This window comes from Phenylobacterium ferrooxidans (genome assembly GCF_042714595.1).
In the GTDB taxonomy this organism is placed as follows: domain Bacteria; phylum Pseudomonadota; class Alphaproteobacteria; order Caulobacterales; family Caulobacteraceae; genus Phenylobacterium; species Phenylobacterium ferrooxidans.
Map to the genome: position 1 here is coordinate 117,961 of NZ_JAOTJD010000004.1, position 18,165 is coordinate 136,125.

General features: G+C 68.6%; 19 protein-coding genes. 11 read left to right on the forward strand and 8 right to left on the reverse strand.

The window, feature by feature from the left end; all coding sequences use genetic code 11:
• Window positions 1-77: 77 nt before the first annotated feature.
• From OCL97_RS03730 to OCL97_RS03740, 3 genes are all read left to right on the forward strand, one after another.
• Window positions 78-2,402: an acylase gene (locus tag OCL97_RS03730; RefSeq protein ID WP_377367709.1), complete on the forward strand. Its 2,325-nt coding sequence runs from the start codon at window positions 78-80 to the stop codon at window positions 2,400-2,402.
• 100 nt (window positions 2,403-2,502) lie between these two features.
• On the forward strand, window positions 2,503-3,867 hold the full coding sequence (locus OCL97_RS03735; protein ID WP_377367711.1) for a phospholipase D-like domain-containing protein: 1,365 nt from the start codon (window positions 2,503-2,505) through the stop codon (window positions 3,865-3,867).
• Window positions 3,868-3,899: 32 nt separating this feature from the next.
• Complete coding sequence (locus OCL97_RS03740) at window positions 3,900-4,616, forward strand: endonuclease/exonuclease/phosphatase family protein (RefSeq protein ID WP_377367713.1); 717 nt, start codon at window positions 3,900-3,902, stop codon at window positions 4,614-4,616.
• Window positions 4,617-4,822: 206 nt separating this feature from the next.
• Here OCL97_RS03740 and OCL97_RS03745 read toward each other — a convergent pair whose 3' ends face one another.
• The 4 genes from OCL97_RS03745 to OCL97_RS03760 form a co-directional block, all read right to left on the reverse strand.
• Entirely contained in the window at window positions 4,823-6,001 is a 1,179-nt protein-coding gene (locus OCL97_RS03745; protein ID WP_377367715.1) for an acetate/propionate family kinase, read from the reverse strand.
• Window positions 5,998-6,963 carry a bifunctional enoyl-CoA hydratase/phosphate acetyltransferase gene (locus OCL97_RS03750; RefSeq protein ID WP_377367717.1) on the reverse strand — a complete coding sequence of 322 codons (966 nt, stop codon included), beginning with the start codon at window positions 6,961-6,963 and terminating at the stop codon, window positions 5,998-6,000. Before OCL97_RS03750 ends, OCL97_RS03745 begins: the two co-directional genes overlap by 4 nt.
• Window positions 6,964-7,099: 136 nt before the next feature.
• Window positions 7,100-8,050: a M56 family metallopeptidase gene (locus OCL97_RS03755; RefSeq protein ID WP_377367719.1), complete on the reverse strand. Its 951-nt coding sequence runs from the start codon at window positions 8,048-8,050 to the stop codon at window positions 7,100-7,102.
• A complete protein-coding gene (locus OCL97_RS03760) occupies window positions 8,043-8,411 on the reverse strand; it encodes a BlaI/MecI/CopY family transcriptional regulator (RefSeq protein WP_305339092.1) in 369 nt (122 codons plus the stop codon). Before OCL97_RS03760 ends, OCL97_RS03755 begins: the two co-directional genes overlap by 8 nt.
• A 104-nt stretch (window positions 8,412-8,515) precedes the next feature.
• Here OCL97_RS03760 and OCL97_RS03765 point away from each other — a divergent pair, with 104 nt between their 5' ends.
• Complete coding sequence (locus OCL97_RS03765) at window positions 8,516-9,064, forward strand: methylated-DNA--[protein]-cysteine S-methyltransferase (protein ID WP_377367722.1); 549 nt, start codon at window positions 8,516-8,518, stop codon at window positions 9,062-9,064.
• Here OCL97_RS03765 and purQ read toward each other — a convergent pair.
• From purQ to purC, 4 genes are read right to left on the reverse strand one after another with little or no spacing between them, the layout of a single operon-like run.
• A complete protein-coding gene (gene purQ / locus OCL97_RS03770; protein WP_377367724.1) occupies window positions 9,061-9,723 on the reverse strand; it encodes a phosphoribosylformylglycinamidine synthase subunit PurQ in 663 nt (220 codons plus the stop codon). The two genes, OCL97_RS03765 and purQ, sit on opposite strands and share 4 nt — an antisense overlap.
• Window positions 9,724-9,771: 48 nt before the next feature.
• Window positions 9,772-10,146: a hypothetical protein gene (locus OCL97_RS03775; RefSeq protein ID WP_377367726.1), complete on the reverse strand. Its 375-nt coding sequence runs from the start codon at window positions 10,144-10,146 to the stop codon at window positions 9,772-9,774.
• Window positions 10,143-10,382: a phosphoribosylformylglycinamidine synthase subunit PurS gene (purS, locus tag OCL97_RS03780; protein ID WP_215339286.1), complete on the reverse strand. Its 240-nt coding sequence runs from the start codon at window positions 10,380-10,382 to the stop codon at window positions 10,143-10,145. The genes OCL97_RS03775 and purS overlap by 4 nt, the downstream gene beginning before the upstream one ends.
• Window positions 10,382-11,140 (reverse strand): phosphoribosylaminoimidazolesuccinocarboxamide synthase, encoded by a 759-nt coding sequence (gene purC, locus OCL97_RS03785; RefSeq protein WP_304782251.1) that lies wholly within the window; start codon window positions 11,138-11,140, stop codon window positions 10,382-10,384. The genes purS and purC overlap by 1 nt, the downstream gene beginning before the upstream one ends.
• 237 nt (window positions 11,141-11,377) lie before the next feature.
• Here purC and OCL97_RS03790 point away from each other — a divergent pair, with 237 nt between their 5' ends.
• From OCL97_RS03790 to OCL97_RS03820, 7 genes are all read left to right on the forward strand, one after another.
• Window positions 11,378-11,701: a DUF1476 domain-containing protein gene (locus OCL97_RS03790; protein ID WP_304782254.1), complete on the forward strand. Its 324-nt coding sequence runs from the start codon at window positions 11,378-11,380 to the stop codon at window positions 11,699-11,701.
• A gap of 71 nt (window positions 11,702-11,772) precedes the next feature.
• Window positions 11,773-12,210: a cupin domain-containing protein gene (locus tag OCL97_RS03795; protein WP_377367730.1), complete on the forward strand. Its 438-nt coding sequence runs from the start codon at window positions 11,773-11,775 to the stop codon at window positions 12,208-12,210.
• 429 nt (window positions 12,211-12,639) lie between these two features.
• Entirely contained in the window at window positions 12,640-13,416 is a 777-nt protein-coding gene (locus tag OCL97_RS03800) for a terminase small subunit-like protein (protein WP_377367732.1), read from the forward strand.
• A 361-nt stretch (window positions 13,417-13,777) separates the two neighbouring features.
• Window positions 13,778-15,079, forward strand: a complete 1,302-nt coding sequence (locus OCL97_RS03805; protein ID WP_377367734.1) for an efflux RND transporter periplasmic adaptor subunit — start codon at window positions 13,778-13,780, stop codon at window positions 15,077-15,079.
• Complete coding sequence (locus OCL97_RS03810; RefSeq protein WP_377367736.1) at window positions 15,076-15,786, forward strand: ABC transporter ATP-binding protein; 711 nt, start codon at window positions 15,076-15,078, stop codon at window positions 15,784-15,786. The genes OCL97_RS03805 and OCL97_RS03810 overlap by 4 nt, the downstream gene beginning before the upstream one ends.
• Window positions 15,786-16,988, forward strand: coding sequence for an ABC transporter permease (locus OCL97_RS03815; protein WP_377367738.1), 1,203 nt, complete (start codon window positions 15,786-15,788; stop codon window positions 16,986-16,988). Before OCL97_RS03810 ends, OCL97_RS03815 begins: the two co-directional genes overlap by 1 nt.
• Window positions 16,989-17,118: 130 nt before the next feature.
• Window positions 17,119-18,048: an MlaA family lipoprotein gene (locus OCL97_RS03820; RefSeq protein ID WP_377367740.1), complete on the forward strand. Its 930-nt coding sequence runs from the start codon at window positions 17,119-17,121 to the stop codon at window positions 18,046-18,048.
• Window positions 18,049-18,165 lie beyond the last annotated feature (117 nt).

Consider the following 18,165-nt stretch of genomic DNA (forward strand, 5'->3'; position numbering starts at 1 on the left):
GGCGTTGACTGCCGCGCGGGGAAGGCGGTCATCTGGCGCCACAAGCGGCGCGGCGAACGCGCCCGGAGGGACGCGTGATGTCGGGTAAGCTTTCGGCGCTGTGGGGCGCTGCGTTGGTGGGTCTGGTGCTGGCCGGGGGCGCCCAGGCCGCGCCGGCCTACAAGGCGAAGATCTCGCGCACCGCCTATGGCATCCCTCACGTGGAGGCCGCCGACTATCGCGGGATCGGCTACGGCCAAGCCTACGCCTTCGCCCAGGACAATCTCTGCCTGCTGGCCGACAAGGTGGTCACGGTGAATGGAGAACGGTCGAAGTACTTCGGCCCCGACGGCGCCACCACAATAGCGTTCGCCGAGACCAAGAACCTCGAGAGCGACTTCTTCTTCCACGCCAATCTCGACGTCGCGGCGCTGAACACCAATTTCGACAAGCTGTCGGCGGACTACCGCAACATGGTCCTGGGCTATGTCGCCGGCTACAACCGCTTCCTGCGCGATACGCCCAAGGCCAGCCTGCCGGCTGCGTGCCGGGACGCCGTCTGGCTCCGGCCGATCACTCTCGACGACATGCTGCGCCTCAATGAGGAGCGGATGATCCAGGCCAGCGGCGGGGCCTGGCTGCGCCAGGTCAATGCGGCGGCGCCCCCGGCCCTCAAGACGCAGGCGGCCCTCGATGCGCCAGGCCTGCCCACCGAGCCCGAGCAGTTCGGCCTGGGCAGCAACGGCTGGGCCTTCGGCCGCGACGTGACCGCCAACAAGTCCGGCGTCCTGCTAGGCAACCCGCACTTCCCCTGGGAGACCACCAACCGCTTCTACCAGGTCCACCTGACCATCCCAGGCAAGCTGGACGTGATGGGGGTGACCATCGGCGGCGCGCCGGGCATGTCCATCGGCTTCAACAAGGACGTGGCCTGGACCCACACCGTGTCCACCGACCGGCACTTCACGGTCTTCGAACTCAGCCTCGATCCCGCCGATCCCACCGCCTACTACGTCGACGGAAAGCGCCTGACGATGGCCACCAAGGCGGTGACCGTGGAGGTCAAGGACGGCCCCGCGCAAACCCGGATGGCCTATTCGTCGATCTACGGGCCAATGGTGGTGATGCCCCAGGTGGGGGTCGCCTGGACCGCGAAGACCGCCTACGCCCTGCGCGACGCCAACAAGAACAATGTCCGCTCCGGCGACACCTGGCTGGGCATCGCCCGGGCGCGCTCCGTCGGGGAGATCAGGGCCGGCATCACCAAGACCCTTGGCATCCCGTGGGTGAACACCATCGCCAGCGACCGCAGGGGCGACGTGCTCTACGCCGACATCACCGCGACCCCCAACGTGACCGCCGAGCTTTCCAAGACCTGCGCGCCGCCCTCCGGACTGGGAGCCCTGTCGGCCTCAGCGCGGATCTTCGTGCTGGATGGCGCACGCTCGGCCTGCAACTGGCAGGTGGCGGCGGGGACCCCTTCGCCCGGCCTGATGCCGGGGGAGGTGATGCCGGCCCAGGTGCGCACCGACTATGTCGCCAACAGCAATGACAGCTACTGGCTGGCCAACGGCCGTGCGCCCATGGCCGCCTTCCCGCCGATCGTGGGCCCGGCCGCCAACGTCCAGAACCTGCGCACCCGCTCGGGACTGATGGAGATTGAGGCGCGGCTCGCCGGAACTGACGGCCTGCCCGGAAAGAGCATCGATCCGGCGGCGGTCTGGGAGATGCTCTACCGCAACCGCAACCTGGCGGCCGACCTCGCCATCCCAGACCTGCTGAAGATGTGCGCCGAGGCGCCGAGCGGAACCAGCACGGCGGGCAAGGACGTCAGCCTGGTGGACGCCTGCACGGTGCTGGCCCAGTGGGACCGGCGGATGAACGTCGACAGCCGGGGCGCACACTTGTTCGTGGAGTTCTGGCGCAAGGCCGATCGCATCGCCGGCCTCTGGAGCACGCCCTTCGACGCCGCCGATCCGGTCCATACGCCCAACGGCCTGAACACGACCGCTTCGTCCAAACTCAAGACCGCCCTGGCCGACGCCGTCGAACTCTTGGCCACCAAGAACGTCGCCCTCGACGCGCCGTGGGGAGAGGTGCAGTACGCGGTGCGCGGCGACCAGAAGATCCCGGTGCATGGCGGCGAAGGGACCGCCGGCGTGCTGAACGCCCAGCAGTCGGCGTGGGTCGGATCGGGGCTCGTGCCCTTCCACGGCTCCAGCTACATCCAGGTGGTGACCTTCGGCGCCAAGGGGCCGGTGGCCGAGGCGATCCTGACCTACGACCAATCCACCGATCCGGCTTCCCCGCACTATGCGGACCAGTCTAAGCTGCATTCGAAGAAGGGCCGGGTGCGCCTGCCCTTCTCCGCAGCCGAGATCGCGGCGGACAAGGCGCTGAAGGTGACGACGATCGAGGAGTGACCGGTCTCTTGAGCCCGAGCTCGCATTTTGGCGGCGGCCGCGAGACGTGACGGTCCTCATTCCTGGCCAAACCTGCTGGCGGACCGAGGAGGCGCAGCGCGTGGCCGTGCTCATGGACAATGAAAACTACTACGCCGCGCTCAGTGCGGCGCTGCTGACCGCGAACCACTCGATCCATATTCTCGGCTGGGCGTTCGATCCTCGCACCCGTCTCGCGCCGGACGGGATGGAGGGGCCCGATGACCCCGACGAGATCGGCCGAATTCTGGTGGAACTATGCCGCGCCAAGCCCGGACTGGCTGTCCGCATACTTGTCTGGAAGTCTCCATTCGGCGCCCTGGGACATCAGGACCTACGCGGGCACCGCGCCAAGCACCGGTTCGCCAGAACGCCTGTCGACTTTCGTGAGGTGCGCGACCTGCCGGTCGGGGCCTGCCACCATCAGAAGGTGGTGGTGATCGACGATCAGCTGGCGTTCTGCGGTGGAGGCGACATCGCCACAAACCGATGGGATAGCCAAACCCACGGCCACGTCGAGCCCCGCCGAGTTCTCCCCAGTCGAGCGCCCCATCCCCCGCGCCACGAGGTGATGATGCTGGTGGACGGCCGGGCCGCAGGGGCGCTCGGGGAGCTTTTCCAAGAGCGATGGAAGAACGCGACGGCGCAGGACCTTCCTATGAACGGGTCAAGGTTCGAGGCGGCCTGGCCAGCCTGCGCGCCCGCGCACTTCTCAGACGTCGAGGTGGGGATCGTGCGCACACAGCCAGCTTGGCACGGCCGCCCGCTGGTGGAGGAAGTTCGGCGGCTCACCCTGGCCAGCATCGCGAGCGCCCGTCACACGATCTATCTTGAGAACCAGTACTTCACCTCCCACCGCGTGGCTCACGCCCTGGCCGCTCGGCTTCGCGAGCCAGAGGGGCCTGAGGTTGTGCTGCTGGTGACCGGGCGGGCCCCCAGTTGGTTCGATCACCTGACGATGGACTACGCGCGCAATCCGCTGGTCCGGGGGTTGAAGGCCGCAGACGCATTCGATCGGTTCCGGGCGGTGTCGCCCGTGACATCGGCCGGCGCGCCCATCGTCGTCCATTCCAAGGTGGGCGTATTCGACGACCGCATTCTGCGGGTCGGGTCCGCCAATCTCAACAATCGCTCCGAGGGCTTCGACACCGAGTGTGATCTGGCGATAGAGGCCAGGACGAGCACCGACCGCGCGGCCATCGCTGGATTCCGCGACCGACTGCTCAGCCACTATCTCGCTGTCGACGCCGACAGGTTCGCGCGCGTCAGGATCGCCGGCGGTGGCGTCGTGGCCGCCATCGACGCCCTCAACGATGCTGGTCGGCTGGCGCCCTTGGCCATGGGCCCGCCCACATGGTGGGAGGATTTTGTCTCTCGCCGCGGGTTGGGCGACCCCTCGTGCGTGGCGGAAAACTGGCGGCTTCGCAGAGCCGAGGCGTTCGCGTGACCCCTGCTAAGCTCCACCCAGCACCGATGAGGTTGCTGACCTGGAACGTCCAGGCCGGGATCGGCACAAGCCGCTATCGCGACTATCTGCTTCGCGCCCACCTTCAACTTGTGCACGCGCCGTCCAAGACGGCCATTCTTCAGGACATCGCACGAGAGATTTCGCCGTATGACGTGGTCTGTCTGCAAGAGGTCGATCTGGGAGGGCGGCGCGCCGGCTATCGCTCGCAGGTCGATGTCATCGCCGCGCTTTCCGGCCACGCCCATGTGGCCGTTCAGGAAAATCGCAAGATCCCGGGCATTTCGCGGCATGGGAACGCGATCCTCAGCCACTGGCCGATCACACAGGTGCTCGATCTGAAACTGCCCGGACAGGTCGCCGGGCGCGGGTGCCTCGTCGCTGACATTGCGGGCCCTCACGCGGTCACGATCGCATGCCTGCATCTGAGCCTCGGCCGACCTGATCAGGTGCTTCAATTGGCCGCCGTCTCCGAGGCGCTCCGCGGCGCTCGCGCGTGGGCGGCCATGGGTGACTTCAACTGCGTTGGCCATGGCGCGCCGTTGGAGGGGTTCTGCGAGGCCACCGGCGGCCGCCTGCAAAGGCCGGCCTTGCCCACCTTCCCGGCGTGGCGACCACGCTGGGACTTCGATCACATCGTCGCTGGTGGCGACCTCACGGTCACGCACTACGCCTGCGAGCCTGCGACCTTTTCTGATCATCGTGCGGTGTCCGCCGAAGTGACAGTCTGACCGACGGCGCGTGGCTGTCAGCAACCCTTGGGTGGCGCACCCTTCAGGAGTGAACGCGCCTGGCTCATCGCCCTGGCCGACAAGATGGGGGGGCAGGGCTCCGCCGCCGACGACCTGTTCGCCAATCAGTGGGACGATCTCCTGAAGGTGGGCCCCGATATTTCGGAGGTGTCCCTAGGTGCTGCTAGGGAGGTGCTTCGGATGGGTCAGGTTCGCGCGCTCATCAGCCCGGCGACGCCGCGGGCGATGACACCTTCCTCGTCCGTCGGGATCACGAGCACCTTAATGGTGCTTTCGGCCCGACTGATCAGGCGAGCTCCTGCACGATTGGCCTCTGGATCCAGCCGAACGCCCAGCCAACCACAAAGCTCGGCGATGCGTGCGCGGATGGGTGCGGCATGCTCGCCGACGCCGGCGGTGAACACCATCGTGTCGAGGCCGCCCAGAGCGGCAGCCAGCGAGCCGATCTCGCGCGCGATCCGATAGACATAGACCTCAAGCGCTTCCCGGGCCCGAGGCTCGGAACTCGCCAGCAGGGTCACCATGTCGCCGCTGAGGCCGGAGAGTCCCAGGAGACCTGACCGGTGATAGAGCAGATCGCTCACCTCATCGACGCTCATGCCCCTTGCCTGCAAGAGGTACAGGACCACGCCGGGGTCTAGTGCGCCGCTGCGCGTGCTCATGGGCGGCCCGTCAAGGGCGGAAAACCCCATGGTCGTCGCAACGCTTCGCCCCTCCCGCATGGCGCAAAGAGAGACCCCGCTGCCCAGGTGAAGCACGACTGTCCGGCCGCCCGCGCCTGGCCCCTCCTGCGCCCGAAGCGCACTGGCGATGTACTCGTAGGACAGCCCGTGAAAGCCATAGGACAGAACACCGTCCGTGATGAGATCGCGAGGAAGGGCGTATAGGCGAGCGACTTGCGGCTGGTTGGCGTGGAACGCCGTGTCGAAGACCCCAGCCTGTAGCGCCGACGGGAAATGCGCAGCCGCCATGGCGACGCCGCGCAGGTTGAAAGGCTGATGCAGCGGGGCGAGGGGCGCCAGCACCTCGAGGCGATGCAGAGCTGCGGTGTTCAAGATCGTCGGGGCCCGGAACTCGAGCCCGCCGTGGACAACGCGATGGCCTACCGCCGAGACGCCCTCGGTCCACCCGGCCTCCTCTAGCCAGCGAAACGTTCGCTCGAGCACAGCGTCCAACCCTTGCGTGTCCGCCCAGGTCTCATCGGCGAGCACATCCGTACCTGCGCGAACCCGCAGATGGGGCGTGGCTCCAAGCTTTGAGACTTGCCCGACAAGCCGAAGCGGCAGGTCCGCTGTGGCCTCGTAGATGGCGAACTTCAGGCTGGATGACCCGGCGTTAAGTGTCAGGATCCGAGGCGCAGTCACCGAACGTACTTGCTGGGCTTGAGCTGGCTCACCAGGATGGCAAGCGCACAGGATGCCAGACGGGAGGCCTCCGGGTCAGACCGGCTGGTCAGGATAATGGGGACGCGGGCCCCCATGACGATCCCTGCTGACTGGGCGTTGGATAGATAGAAGAGTTGCTTGGCGAGCATGTTGCCGGACTCGATGTCCGGCACGATAAGGATGTCCGCTTGCCCGGCGACGATGGAGTTTATGCCCTTCGTCTTTGCTGATTCCGGGGAGATGGCGTTGTCGAAAGCGAGCGGTCCGTCGAGCTTTCCGCCCACGATCTGGCCGCGCTCCGCCATCTTGCAAAGCGCCGCCGCATCGATGGTGGAGATCATCTTCGGATTCACGGTCTCCACAGCGGAGAGGATGGCGACCTTTGGCTCGGGAATGTCCATCGCGTGGGCGCAGTCGATGGCGTTCTGAACGATGTCCCGCTTGGTTTCGAGGTCTGGTGCGATGTTGAGCGCTGCGTCGCTGACCAGCAACGGGCGCGGGTAGCTTGGCACGTCCAAGACGAACACATGACTCATGCGCCGGTCGGTTCGAAGGCCGGAAGCGCTCGAAACGACAGCATCGAGCAACTCGTCAGTGTGCAGCGCGCCTTTCATGATCGCCGCCGCCTCGCCCTTCGCAGCTAGTTCGCACGCCCGCGCCGCCGCCTCGTGGCTGTGTTGCACATCAATCAACGGCAGGTCGGTGAGGTCCAGACCTGCCGCCTCTGCGGTCGCTCGCATCCGCGCTATCGGCCCGATCAAGATCGGCGCGATCAGGCCTCGGCGAGCAGCTTCTACTGCGCCCGCGAGCGAGAGCGCATCGACGGGATGAACCACGGCCGTCCGGAGCGGGGGTTGAACCTCAGCCATCCGCAGGAGGCGCTCCAGCTGCGTCCCGGCGGATGGCTCCTTCAGGCCCGAGTCTGGCTCACGGATCACCACTTCTTTGCTCCATCGAGTTGATGACAGGTTGTAGCCACCACTGACCACTTAGCAGCAGAGCGGTGGCCTCAACACTTTTACTCTGATTGGCATCATCCCGCGTGGAGGCCGGACAATGTCCTTCACGAGCGCCGCGTCAGCGTGCCGCCCGGGTCAAGGCCGCGACCTGGTCGGAGGTCATGGAGATCACCACCACGGTGGCGCGCGTCTGCCGCTTGGCCGCCTGGTCGGGCAGATCGAGCCAGCGCACATGGGGCGGGGATGGGGGTTGGGCGGCCCAGGCCCCCAAGCCCGTCGCGCACGACAGGGCCGCGACGATCCAGAAGCCGGCCATGGCGCGCGTGTGCGAGGGCTGCGCCTGTTTCAGCATGGCCACCCGGGCCTCCAGCGGATGCCGCGAGGGCGCGGGCCAGTAGCAGCCGAAGGGCAGGGGCGTGGCGGCGAGCTGGGTCTTCAGCATGGTCTGGGCGTAGAGCCGCCGAGCGCCCGGCCGCCGCGCCATCACCGTGGCGTCGCAGGCCAGCTCCTGATCCAGGCGCAGGTGATAGGCGGCGATATGGACCAGGGGGTTGAACCAGTTCAGGCCCTGGAACAGAGCGACCCAAGCGTTGGTCTTTGGATCCCCACGGTCGATGTGGGCTCGCTCGTGGGCGCGGACCAGGGCGCGTTCCTCGGGGCTGAAGCGTGCCTCATGGTCAGCGGGGGTGACGATGCGGGGCGCGATCACGCCCACCACTGCAGGCCCCGCCGCGCCGGCCTTGGCCCGGCGCAGGAACCGCCACTGGCCAAGGCTCATCAGCGCCAGGATCGCCAGCGCCCCGGCGGCCCAGATCAGCGCGGCGCCCGACCCCGCATCCGGCTGCATCAACGCCACCGGCAGGGGGAGGGAGGGGCCGGGCGCGCCAGCGGGCGCCTCGGCCGCCGGAACCAGGCTGGCGCCGAACGCCAGGGGCACGACCAGCCACAAGCGGTAAGCGATCTCGGCGCCGAACATTCGCCGCGCCGGCAGGCGGACGGCGAACACCAGGAGGATGGCAAGGCTGGCGGCGAGGTTGGCGCGCAACAGGTCGGCGATCAGGTCAGTCATCGTCGTCCAGCTCCGCGATCAGCTTCTTGAGGCGTGCGATCTCTTCGGGTTTCAGCTTCCGGTTCTGGGCGAAGTGCGCCACCAGGGGGGCCAACTGGCCCTCGAACAGGCGGTCCAGCAGGCCCTGGCTCTCGTCCTGGACGTAGTTGGCGCGGTCCACGAGGGGCACGTACTGGTGGCGGCCATCGACACGCTCGGACTTGATGGCCTTCTTCTTCAGCAGCCGGTTGATGAGGGTCTTCACCGTCGCCTCGGCCCAGGGCTGGCGGGCGCGGACATCGGCCACGATCTCGTCGGCGGTCAATGGCGTCTTGCGCCACAACGCCTGCATGATCTGACTCTCGGCCTCGGTGATGTTCATGGGACTACGCTTGTAATTTGAGCCGAGGCTACGCCCCTGCCGTCCCAAGTCAAGCAGAGCCGAATTCCGCCAGCGCGACTCTCCGGGTTTGGTAGACTGCGGTTATGTCAAAGCTCGGCTACACCCTCTTCGACACAGCCATCGGCCGCTGCGGCCTGGCCTGGGGCGAGGCCGGCATCGTCGCCGTCCGCCTGCCGGACGCTTCCGACGAAAAGGCGCAGGCGCGCTTCGAGCAGCGCTTTCCCGGGATCGAGGCGCGCGCTCCGACTCCGGACATCGCCAGCGCCATCGACCGCATCCGAGGTCTGCTCACCGGCGCTAAGGACGACCTGGCCGATATCGTGCTGGACATGGGCGCGGTGAGCGACTTCCAGCGGGCGGTCTACGCCATCGGCCGCGCCATCCCGCCGGGGCAGACCCTTACCTATGGCGAGGTCGCCAGGCGCCTGGGCGATCCCACCGCCTCGCGGGCGGTCGGCGAGGCCATGGGCAAGAACCCGTTCCCGATCATCATGCCCTGCCACCGCGTCCAGGGGGCCGACGGCAAGCTGGGCGGCTTCTCCGCGCCGGGCGGCGGGGTGACGAAGCTGAAGCTCTTGGAGATCGAGGGGGCGACGTCGGTCGACGCCCTGCCTCTGTTCGCCGGCCGCTAGGCGCTGGCGAGGGCGCTCTGGAACAGGATCGCGCCGTCGGCGGAGCCCAGCTCGGCCTCGAAGGCGCGGTCGGGGTGGGGCATCAGGCCGAGCACATTGCCCCGCGCGTTGACCACGCCGGCGATGGCGTTGGCCGAGCCGTTGGGATTGTCCTGATAGCGGAACACCACCTGCCCCTCACCCTCGATGCGGGCCAGGGTGTCAGCGTCGGCGAAGAAGTTCCCCTCACCATTGCCCACCGTCATGGTGACCTGGCGGCGTCCGGCATAGCCCGCGGTGAAGCGGGTCTGGGCGTTGGTGACCTCCAGCTCGACCGGCTTGCAGACGTACTTCAGCGCCTCGTTGCGCAGCAGGGCGCCGGGCAGCATGCCGGCCTCGCAAAGCACCTGGAAGCCGTTGCAGATCCCGACGGTGGCCACGCCGCGCTCGGCGGCCAGCTTCACATCGCTCATGATCGGTGACAGCGAGGCCATGGCCCCACAGCGCAGATAGTCGCCGTAAGAGAAGCCGCCCGGCAGGACGATCAGGTCCAGTCCGTGGGGCAGGGCGGTGTCGCCGTGCCAGACCATGTCGACCGTCGCGCCCGTGGAGCGTTCGATGGCGACCTTGCAGTCGCGGTCGCAGTTGGATCCCGGGAAGACGATGACAGCGGCTTTCATGGCGGGGTTCCTAGACCGGTTTGAGCGGGATTTCCAGGCGAAGCGGGGTCATTTGGCGCGCGCCTTGGCGAGCGCCTCGAGATAGGCGACCAGTTCGGCGTAACCCTTCTCGTCGCCATAGGCGCAGCCGGAGTTGGTGACGCCTGCGGGGGTGACTTGCTGCTTCAGGATGGCCGGGTGTCCGGGCGCCCCGGGCTCGGTGATCATGTAGGAGCTCTGGCCGCCGTCGGCGTTGTAGTACCTGAAGGGCTCGCCTCGCTCCTTGACCGCCGGCTTCATGCCCGGCGCGGCCACGATCTGGGCGCTCAGAGCCTCGAAGCCCAGGGCGCAGTCCAGTTTCAGCGGTGGTGGCGCGGGCGCCTCAGGCTCGGCGCAGGCGGAGAGCAGGAGCGCCCCCATCAGCGGGAGCGCCCAGGGCTTCACGCCACCTCGACCCGGTAGCTTTCGATGACCGTATTGGCGAGCAGCTTCTCGCACATGTCCTTGACCTCGCTCTCGGTCTCGGCGGCGTCCTTGCCCTTGAGATCGAACTCGATGGTCTTGCCGACCCGGACGCCTTCGACATGACCCCAGCCGAGGCCGTGCAGGGCGGCCTCAACCGCCTTGCCCTGGACGTCCAGCACGCCGGGTTTCAGGAACACATGAACTTTCGCGCGCACTAGTGCAGGCCTCCTTGGATCACGGTGGGCATCTCTTTCATGATCCCCAGCCGCCGGGCGACTTCGGTATAGCTCTCGATCACGTCGCCCAAATCGCGGCGGAATCGGTCCTTGTCCAGCTTCTCGTTGGTCTGGGCGTCCCAGAGCCGGCAGCTGTCGGGGCTGATCTCGTCGGCCAGGATGACCCGGGCGAAGTCGTTCTCCCACAGCCGGCCGAACTCCACCTTGAAGTCCACCAGGGTGATGCCGACCGCGCCGAAGGTGCCGGTGAGGAAGTCGTTCACCCGCAGGGTCAGGGCCATCATGTCGTCGATCTCCTGGGTCGAGGCCCAGTTGAAGGCGGTGATGTGCTCCTCGGTGACCATCGGGTCGCCCAGCTTGTCGTCCTTCAGATAGAACTCGATGATCGAGCGCGGCAGGGCCTGGCCCTCGGGCAGGCCGAAGCGCTGCGACAGCGAGCCGGCCGCCACGTTGCGGCAGACCACCTCCAGCGGGATGATCTCCAGCTCGCGGATCAGCTGCTCGCGCAGGTTCAGGCGCCGGATGAAGTGGTTCTGGACCCCGATGGAATTGAGCCGGGTCATCACATATTCGCTGATGCGATTATTGATGACACCCTTCCCTTCCAGGACAGCTTTCTTCTGTGAATTGAACGCCGTAGCGTCATCTTTGAAGTATTGTATGAGGGTCCCGGGCTCCGGCCCCTCGTAGAGAATCTTGCCCTTGCCTTCGAAGATCTTCTTGCGGCGGGTGGTCATACGCAGCCTTCTCCACGAGGCGAGGGTTCTGGCCGGAGCCGAAACGAAAAACGCGCGCCGTTGGTCCCAACGCGCGCGATCCCGACTCCAAGCCTCTCGCCGATCTGAGGCTGGCGAAAAATAGACGATCGGCCTGCGCTTCGCAAACGACCATCGGCCCCGCACACGCGCCTTTGCGTTGCGAGCGCGCGCGCCAGGGGATATGCAGCCTCGTTAAGGCCGCATCCCGGAGACCGCATGACCACCTTCAACGACCGCGAACGCGGTTTTGAGAACAAGTTCGCCCTGGATCAGGACCAGGAATTCAAGGCCGGGGCCCGCCGCAACCGGCTGCTGGGGGAATGGGCCGCGGGCCTGATGGGCCTGGAGGGCGAGCGCGTCGCCGAATACGCCAAGGCGGTGATCAAGTCCGACTTCGAGCTGCCCGGCGACGACGACGTGCTGCGCAAGGTGTTCGAGGACCTCAAGGGCTCGGGCGTCAACGTCAGCGAGGGCGACGTGCGCATGAAGATGGACGAGCTGCTGGCCCAGGCCCGCGAAGCCATCCGCACCGGCGCCTAAGGCCACCCCACGATTTCGCACGGCAAGGACGCCGCCTCGCAAGGGCGGCGTTTTTTGTGTCTGCTCTCACGATGACCGCCGAATCGGCCGCCGCCGTGATCGCCCGCCTGGACCTCGCCCCCCACCCGGAGGGCGGCTGGTACCGCGAGACCTGGCGCGCGCCCGCCGCGCCCGCCGACACCGGTGTCAGGAGCCCCGGCACCGCCATCCTCTTCCTGCTGGAGGCCGGCCAGGCCTCCCACTGGCACCGCATCGACGCCACCGAGCTGTGGCTGTTCCAGGCGGGAACGGCGCTCACCCTGAAGACGGCGGCCCATGACACCGGTCCCATCAGCACGATGCGACTTGGGCCCCTGGCCGGCGACGCGCCGCAGGGGGTGGTGGCGCCGGGGGAATGGCAGGCGGCGCAGGCCAGCGCCGAGGGCTGGGCGCTGGTGGCGTGTGTGGTGGTTCCGGGCTTCGAGTTCGCGGGGTTTGAGCTGGCGGCGGCGGGGTGGGCGCCGGGGTAGGGGGCTCGGCGATGTCGTAGCGGGAACACCTTCGAGGCCGGGGCTGGCCCGCTGCGTGGAAGAAGGCTGACCACGAACCCCACGAACCCCACGAACGTGCGCCGTCCATCGCCCCTCCCCGTCATCCTAGGCCTTGTGCCTAGGCCCCCTGTTTCCGGTCCGGGAGAGACGCCGGGTGAGGCGGGGCGATCGATGCCTCTACCTGACTCTCCGGGCCTGCCGAGAGAGGGGTCCTAGGCACAAGGCCCAGGATGACGGGGGGAGTGGGTTGCATGGGGCAGCAACAAATGTTCCTTCTTTGTTCTTGACGGCCTCGCGCGTTTTCGGCATATTCGCGGCATTGGTCAGTGCTGCGCCCTGAGGCGCGGGGGCCGAGGTTTTCCGTTCATAATCAGAGGCTCGGGCGCGGGAGCGCGCGGGGAATTTGGCATGGGTGATGAGCAGCTGCCGCCGATCCTGGAGCGGCGCCATTCCAGCTGGAACATGCCGGGCGATGAGCCGGCCGAGGCGCCGGGCCCGGCGCAGGCGCAGGCCGGCGCGCGGACAGCGCGGCCGTGGCGGCGGTACACCGAGGCGCTGGGGGCGGTGATCTGCCAGCGGGTGGCGGCCGGCGAGAGCCTGTCGGCGATCTGCCGCGACCCTGGGATGCCATGCCGCGAGGCGGTGCGGGCCTGGCGGCGGACCCGGCCGGGGTTCGCGGCGCAGGTGGTCCAGGCCCAGTACGACGGGCGTTCCCTGAGCGGGCGGGAGGGCAGCTACTGCCCCCACGTGGCCGGGCTGATCTGCGACCGGCTGGCCCTGGGGATGAGCCTGCGGCAGGCCTGCGCCCTGGAGGGGATGCCCGGAGAGACCACGGTCTATGGCTGGCTGCGGCGCCACGCCGACTTCCTGGAGGCCTATGGGCGGGCGCGGGTTCTGCAGGCCCACCGGCGCTTTGACCAGGTGTGGGAGATCGCCGAGGCCGCCGACCGCGATAGCGCCTTCCTGGCCAAGGTGCGGATCGACGCCGCCCGCTGGCAGGCCTCGCGCCTGGCGCCCAAGCGCTATGGGCTGAAGGCCGAGCTGGCCGAGGCCCATGAGCGGGCCGCCGAGCCGGCGCCGCCGGAGCCGCCGCCGGAGGACGTGGAGATGATGAATATCACGCTGGTCAGCTACATTCCCGGCGTGCCCGATCGGCTGGTGCGGATCCCACGGGACCGGGATTGAGGGGGGCTTCACGTTCTCGGCGTGCCTGTTCGTGTAGTTCGTGTGGTTCGTGTGGTTCGTGGACAATCTTCTGCGGTCTTGCGGCGTCGCGGCCGAAAGACTTGGAACCACGAACCACACGAACCACACGAACGGTGGGCCAGCCCCAGGCGAGAGCGTCAATCCCGGCTGCGCCGGAGGCGGTGGCGGGGTTGGCGCCAACTGCGGCGCGGCGGAGATCATGGGGCCTCGGGACAAGCCCGAGGATGACGATCTCAAGTTGGATAGGATCGCCGCGCCTTCCCGAAAACCCCGCGCAATTGAGCAGGCTCAAGGATCGCCGGCGGCGGGCGGGTAAGGTGGGGCTGAAGGATATCCCCCCATGCCGCAAGACACCGCCAATTCCCCGGCCAATTCCGCCGCCGATCTCGAGGCGCTGCTGGGCCCGAGCGCCAAGGCCGGGCCGTCGCGGCGGCGGTGGGTGGTGGCCAGCGGGGTGGGGCTGGGGATCGTGGCCCTGGTGGCCGCGGTGCTGCTGTTTCGGTCGATGGCGCCGCCACCGCCGGCCCAGTTCGTGACCACGCCGGCGCGGCGCGGGGACCTGGTGGTCTCTGTGCTGGCGACGGGGTCGCTGACGCCGGTGAACCAGGTGGATGTGGGCTCGGAAGTCTCCGGCACCGTCGACAGCGTGCTGGCCGATGACAATGACAAGGTGCGCAAGGGCCAGGTGCTGGCCACCCTGGACACTTCGCGACTGCGCGACCAGATCGCGCTGGGGGAGGGGGCGGTGGCCGCGGCCCAGGCCAATCTTCGCCAGAACCAGGCCACCGTGACCGAGACGGGCCTGCGGGCCGGGCGGCTGAACCGGCTCTACCAGATCTCCAAGGGCGGCTATCCGGCCAGGGCCGATGTCGATGCGGCCGACGCGGCCCTGGCGCGCGCGCGCGCGGCGGCGGCGGCCTCCTCGGCGGGGGTGGCCCAGGCCCGCGCCAACCTCAACACCAGCCGCACCAACCTCAGCAAGGCCACCATCCGCTCCCCCATCAGCGGTGTGGTGCTGACCCGCAAGATCGAGCCGGGCCAGACCGTGGCCGCCGCCCTGCAGGCGCCGGTGTTGTTCACGCTCGCCGAAGACATGACGCGGATGGAGCTGCTGGTGGACATCGACGAGGCCGATGTCGGCAAGGTCGCCGACGGCCAGGCCGCGGTGTTCACCGTCGACGCCTATCCGGGGCGGAGCTATCCGGCGCGGGTGACGCGGGTGGGGCTGGGCTCCAAGACCACCGAGGGGGTGGTGACCTATACGGGTGTGCTGGCGGTGACCAACGCCGACCTGTCGCTGCGGCCGGGCATGACGGCGGCCGCCGAGATGACCACCTCGCGGCGCACCGGCGCGCTGCTGGTTCCCGACGCGGCCCTGCGCTTCACCCCGCCCGAGACCCGGGCCAAGGGCGCCGCCAGCGTCACCAGCGCCCTGGTGCCGCGCATGCCCCGGATGGGGGGGCGGCCGACGCGGCGCTCCACCGACTCCGCGGCCCAGCAGGTCTGGGTGCTGCGCGAGGGGGTTCCGGTGCGGGTGGCGGTGCGGGTGGGCGCCTCGGACGGGCGCGACACCGAGGTCACCGGCGGCGACCTGAAGGCGGGGATGGCGGTGATCACCGAAACCGCCGCCGCCGCCAAATGACCGCCGCGGCCGGCGGGCCCCCGCTGATCGAACTGGCCGGGGTCACCAAGGTGTTCGGGTCCGGCCCCGGCGCCTTCCAGGCCCTGCGGGGGGTGAACCTGAGCGTGCGGGAGGGCGAGTTCGTCGCCATCATGGGGCCGAGCGGCTCGGGCAAGTCGACGGCGATGAACATCATCGGCTGCCTGGACGTGCCCAGCGCCGGCTCCTACCGGTTCCGCGGCGTGGCGGTGGAGCGCCTGGACCGCAGCCAGCGGGCCCTGCTGCGCCGCCGCCACCTGGGCTTCGTGTTCCAGGGCTACAACCTGCTGGCCCGCACCAGCGCCATCGAGAATGTCGAACTCCCGCTCATGTACCGCGGGGTCTCGACGCCTGAGCGCCGGCGGCTGGCGGCCCAGGCCCTGGCCATGGTCGGGCTGGAGGGCTGGGGGACCCATACGCCGGCCGAGCTGTCCGGGGGCCAGCAGCAGCGGGTGGCCATCGCACGCGCCATCGTCACCCGGCCCACCGTCCTGCTGGCCGACGAGCCCACCGGCAACCTGGACAGCGAGATGGGGCGCGGGATCATGGACCTGATCACCGGCCTCAACCGTGACCAGGGGATCGCGGTGCTGATGGTCACCCATGAGCCGGACATGGCCGCCTATGCGCCGCGCCATGTGCGCTTCGTCGACGGTGTGATCGCCTCAGACGGCGCAGGGGACATCTGATGCTGTGGAGCGCGCTGAAACTGGCCCTGGGCGCCATCCGCCGCAACCTGGTGCGCTCGATCCTGACCGTGCTGGGGGTGGTGATCGGGGTCGCCGCGGTGATCACCATGGTGACCCTGGGCAATGGGGCGACGCTCGCGGTCACCAACCAGATCTCCAGCCTGGGCTCCAACCTGCTGATGGTGCGCCCCGGTCAGAGGATGGGACCGGAGGCGGGCCGCGCGCCGCGCTTCCGCGACGCTGACGTCGCCGCCATCGAGGCCGGGGTCAGCGGCATCGGCGCCATCTCCGGGGTGGAGAGCGCCGGCGCGGTGATCGTCTATCGGGCGCAGAACTGGTCGACCAGCGTGACCGGGGCCGAACCGGCCTATTTCACCGCCCGCAACCTGGTCCTGGCCCGGGGCCGGGTGTTCAACGACGCCGAGGCCCGCGCCGGGCGGCCGGTCTGCGTGATCGGGGAGACGGTGCGCAAGGAGCTGTTTGCGACCGCCGACCCGGTGGGATCGCGCATCCGGGTGAAGGGTTTCGCCTGCGACGTCGTGGGGCTGTTGAAGACCAGCGGCCAGGTCTCGATGGGAAGCGACCCCGATGATGTGGTGATCATGCCCCTGCGGGCCGTGCAGCGCAGGCTGACCGGCGACCAGGACATCGGGTCCCTGGTGATCTCGGTGAAGGCCAGCGACGACACCGACCGGGTGAAGAGCCAGGTCACCGACATCCTGCGCGAGCGGCGCAAGGTGGCCAGCAACGAGGACGACAATTTCAGCATCATGGACACCCGCCAGATCGCCCAGGCGATGTCGGGGACGACCCGGGTTCTGACCCTGCTGCTGGGGGCGGTCGCGGCCGTCAGCCTACTGGTGGGGGGCATCGGGATCATGAACATCATGCTGGTCTCGGTCACCGAGCGGACCCGGGAGATCGGCATCCGCCTGGCCATCGGCGCCCTGGAGCGCGACGTGCTGCTGCAGTTCCTGATCGAGGCGGTGGTGCTGTCGGCCTTCGGCGGCCTGGTGGGCGTGGTGCTGGCCGCGGCGGCCTCGGCGGGCCTGGCGGGGTGGATGAAGGTGCCTTACGTCTTCGATCCGGCGGTCAACCTGCTGGCCTTCACGGTGGCGGCCCTGATCGGGGTGGTGTTCGGCTATTTCCCGGCGCGGCGCGCGGCGCGCCTCGATCCCATCGAGGCCCTGCGGCACGAATAGGGGGCATGGGTATCCCCATGATTGCGGAGGTCAGGTCCTGGGTTGAGTGACTTCTTCCTTCACGCGAAGGAGGTTTCCAGGCACTGAGAGGTGGAACTAAGCTTCGCCGTGGTCTGGGGGGACCACGTCCATGGTCGTCAAACGAGACATCGTCGAAGCAAGGCCCAGCGGGGACCGTCCGCGCGCGGGGGCGGCCCTGATCGTGGCGTTGGGGCTGACGCTTTCGGTGGCGCTAGGCGGGGCGGCCTGGACCCAGGCGGTGGAGGAGAGCGCCGCCCTGGAGGACAGCATGGCGCTCGAAGCAGCGCCCGCCCCGCTGGCGCCGACGCCGGCGCAGAAGGACCCCTGGCGGGGGTTCAATCGCGGATCCTACGCCTTCAACGGGTTCCTGGACCGGGCGCTGGTCGGCCCGATCGCCCGAGCCTACATGAAGATCACGCCCTCGCCGGTCCGCAGGGGCCTGGCGCGGGTGGTGGATAACCTGCGGGAGCCCTCGACGGTGCTCAATGCGGGCCTGCAGGGTCGTCCCAAGCGCGCTGTGGCGGCCGGCGCCCGCTTCGTGATCAATTCCACCGTGGGCGTGCTTGGGGTGTTCGACGTCGCGAGCCGGGTGGGTCTGGAGCGCAGCCGCGCCGACTTTGGTCAGACCCTGGGCCGATACGGCCTGGACGCCGGGCCCTATCTCTACCTGCCGCTGGTGGGGCCGCTGACCCTGCGTGACGGCTTCGGGCAGGTGGTGGACGCCCTGACCGATCCCATATCCCTGGCCACGGGCGGACTTGGCAGCGACTTCGGGGCTGGTCGCCTGGGGGTGACCGCCCTGGACTACAGGTCCAGCGCCGACGCCACCCTGGAGGCGATCGCCCAGGACGCCACCGACCCCTATGCGACGATCCAGTCGGCCTATCTGCAAAACCGGGAGTCGGTGGTGCGCGAGGCCACCGGAGCGGTGGAGATCCTGCCGGACTTCGAGACCCCGCCGGACATCCCGGCGCCCGCCGAGACGGTCGCCGAGACGGTCGCCTTGGCGGCCTACGGCGTCTCAGAGCCGATCTACTAGCGTCATCGCGCGCCCGTCCGCCACCCGAGGAAAGACACCATGCGACCCGCCCCAGCCCGCCGCCACGTCCTTACGCGCCTGGGCGGCGCCATGGCGCTCGCTGGGCTGGCCGCCGCC

Coding starts and splice junctions, on each gene's coding strand:
- OCL97_RS03730 (WP_377367709.1), top strand. CDS start 78: ATGTCGGGTAAGCTTTCGGCGCTGTGGGGCGCTGCGTTGGTGGGTCTG.
- OCL97_RS03755 (WP_377367719.1), bottom strand. CDS start 8,050: ATGACTGACCTGATCGCCGACCTGTTGCGCGCCAACCTCGCCGCCAGC.
- OCL97_RS03760 (WP_305339092.1), bottom strand. CDS start 8,411: ATGAACATCACCGAGGCCGAGAGTCAGATCATGCAGGCGTTGTGGCGC.
- OCL97_RS03765 (WP_377367722.1), top strand. CDS start 8,516: ATGTCAAAGCTCGGCTACACCCTCTTCGACACAGCCATCGGCCGCTGC.
- purQ (WP_377367724.1), bottom strand. CDS start 9,723: ATGAAAGCCGCTGTCATCGTCTTCCCGGGATCCAACTGCGACCGCGAC.
- purC (WP_304782251.1), bottom strand. CDS start 11,140: ATGACCACCCGCCGCAAGAAGATCTTCGAAGGCAAGGGCAAGATTCTC.
- OCL97_RS03790 (WP_304782254.1), top strand. CDS start 11,378: ATGACCACCTTCAACGACCGCGAACGCGGTTTTGAGAACAAGTTCGCC.
- OCL97_RS03795 (WP_377367730.1), top strand. CDS start 11,773: ATGACCGCCGAATCGGCCGCCGCCGTGATCGCCCGCCTGGACCTCGCC.
- OCL97_RS03800 (WP_377367732.1), top strand. CDS start 12,640: ATGGGTGATGAGCAGCTGCCGCCGATCCTGGAGCGGCGCCATTCCAGC.
- OCL97_RS03805 (WP_377367734.1), top strand. CDS start 13,778: ATGCCGCAAGACACCGCCAATTCCCCGGCCAATTCCGCCGCCGATCTC.
- OCL97_RS03810 (WP_377367736.1), top strand. CDS start 15,076: ATGACCGCCGCGGCCGGCGGGCCCCCGCTGATCGAACTGGCCGGGGTC.
- OCL97_RS03815 (WP_377367738.1), top strand. CDS start 15,786: ATGCTGTGGAGCGCGCTGAAACTGGCCCTGGGCGCCATCCGCCGCAAC.
- OCL97_RS03820 (WP_377367740.1), top strand. CDS start 17,119: ATGGTCGTCAAACGAGACATCGTCGAAGCAAGGCCCAGCGGGGACCGT.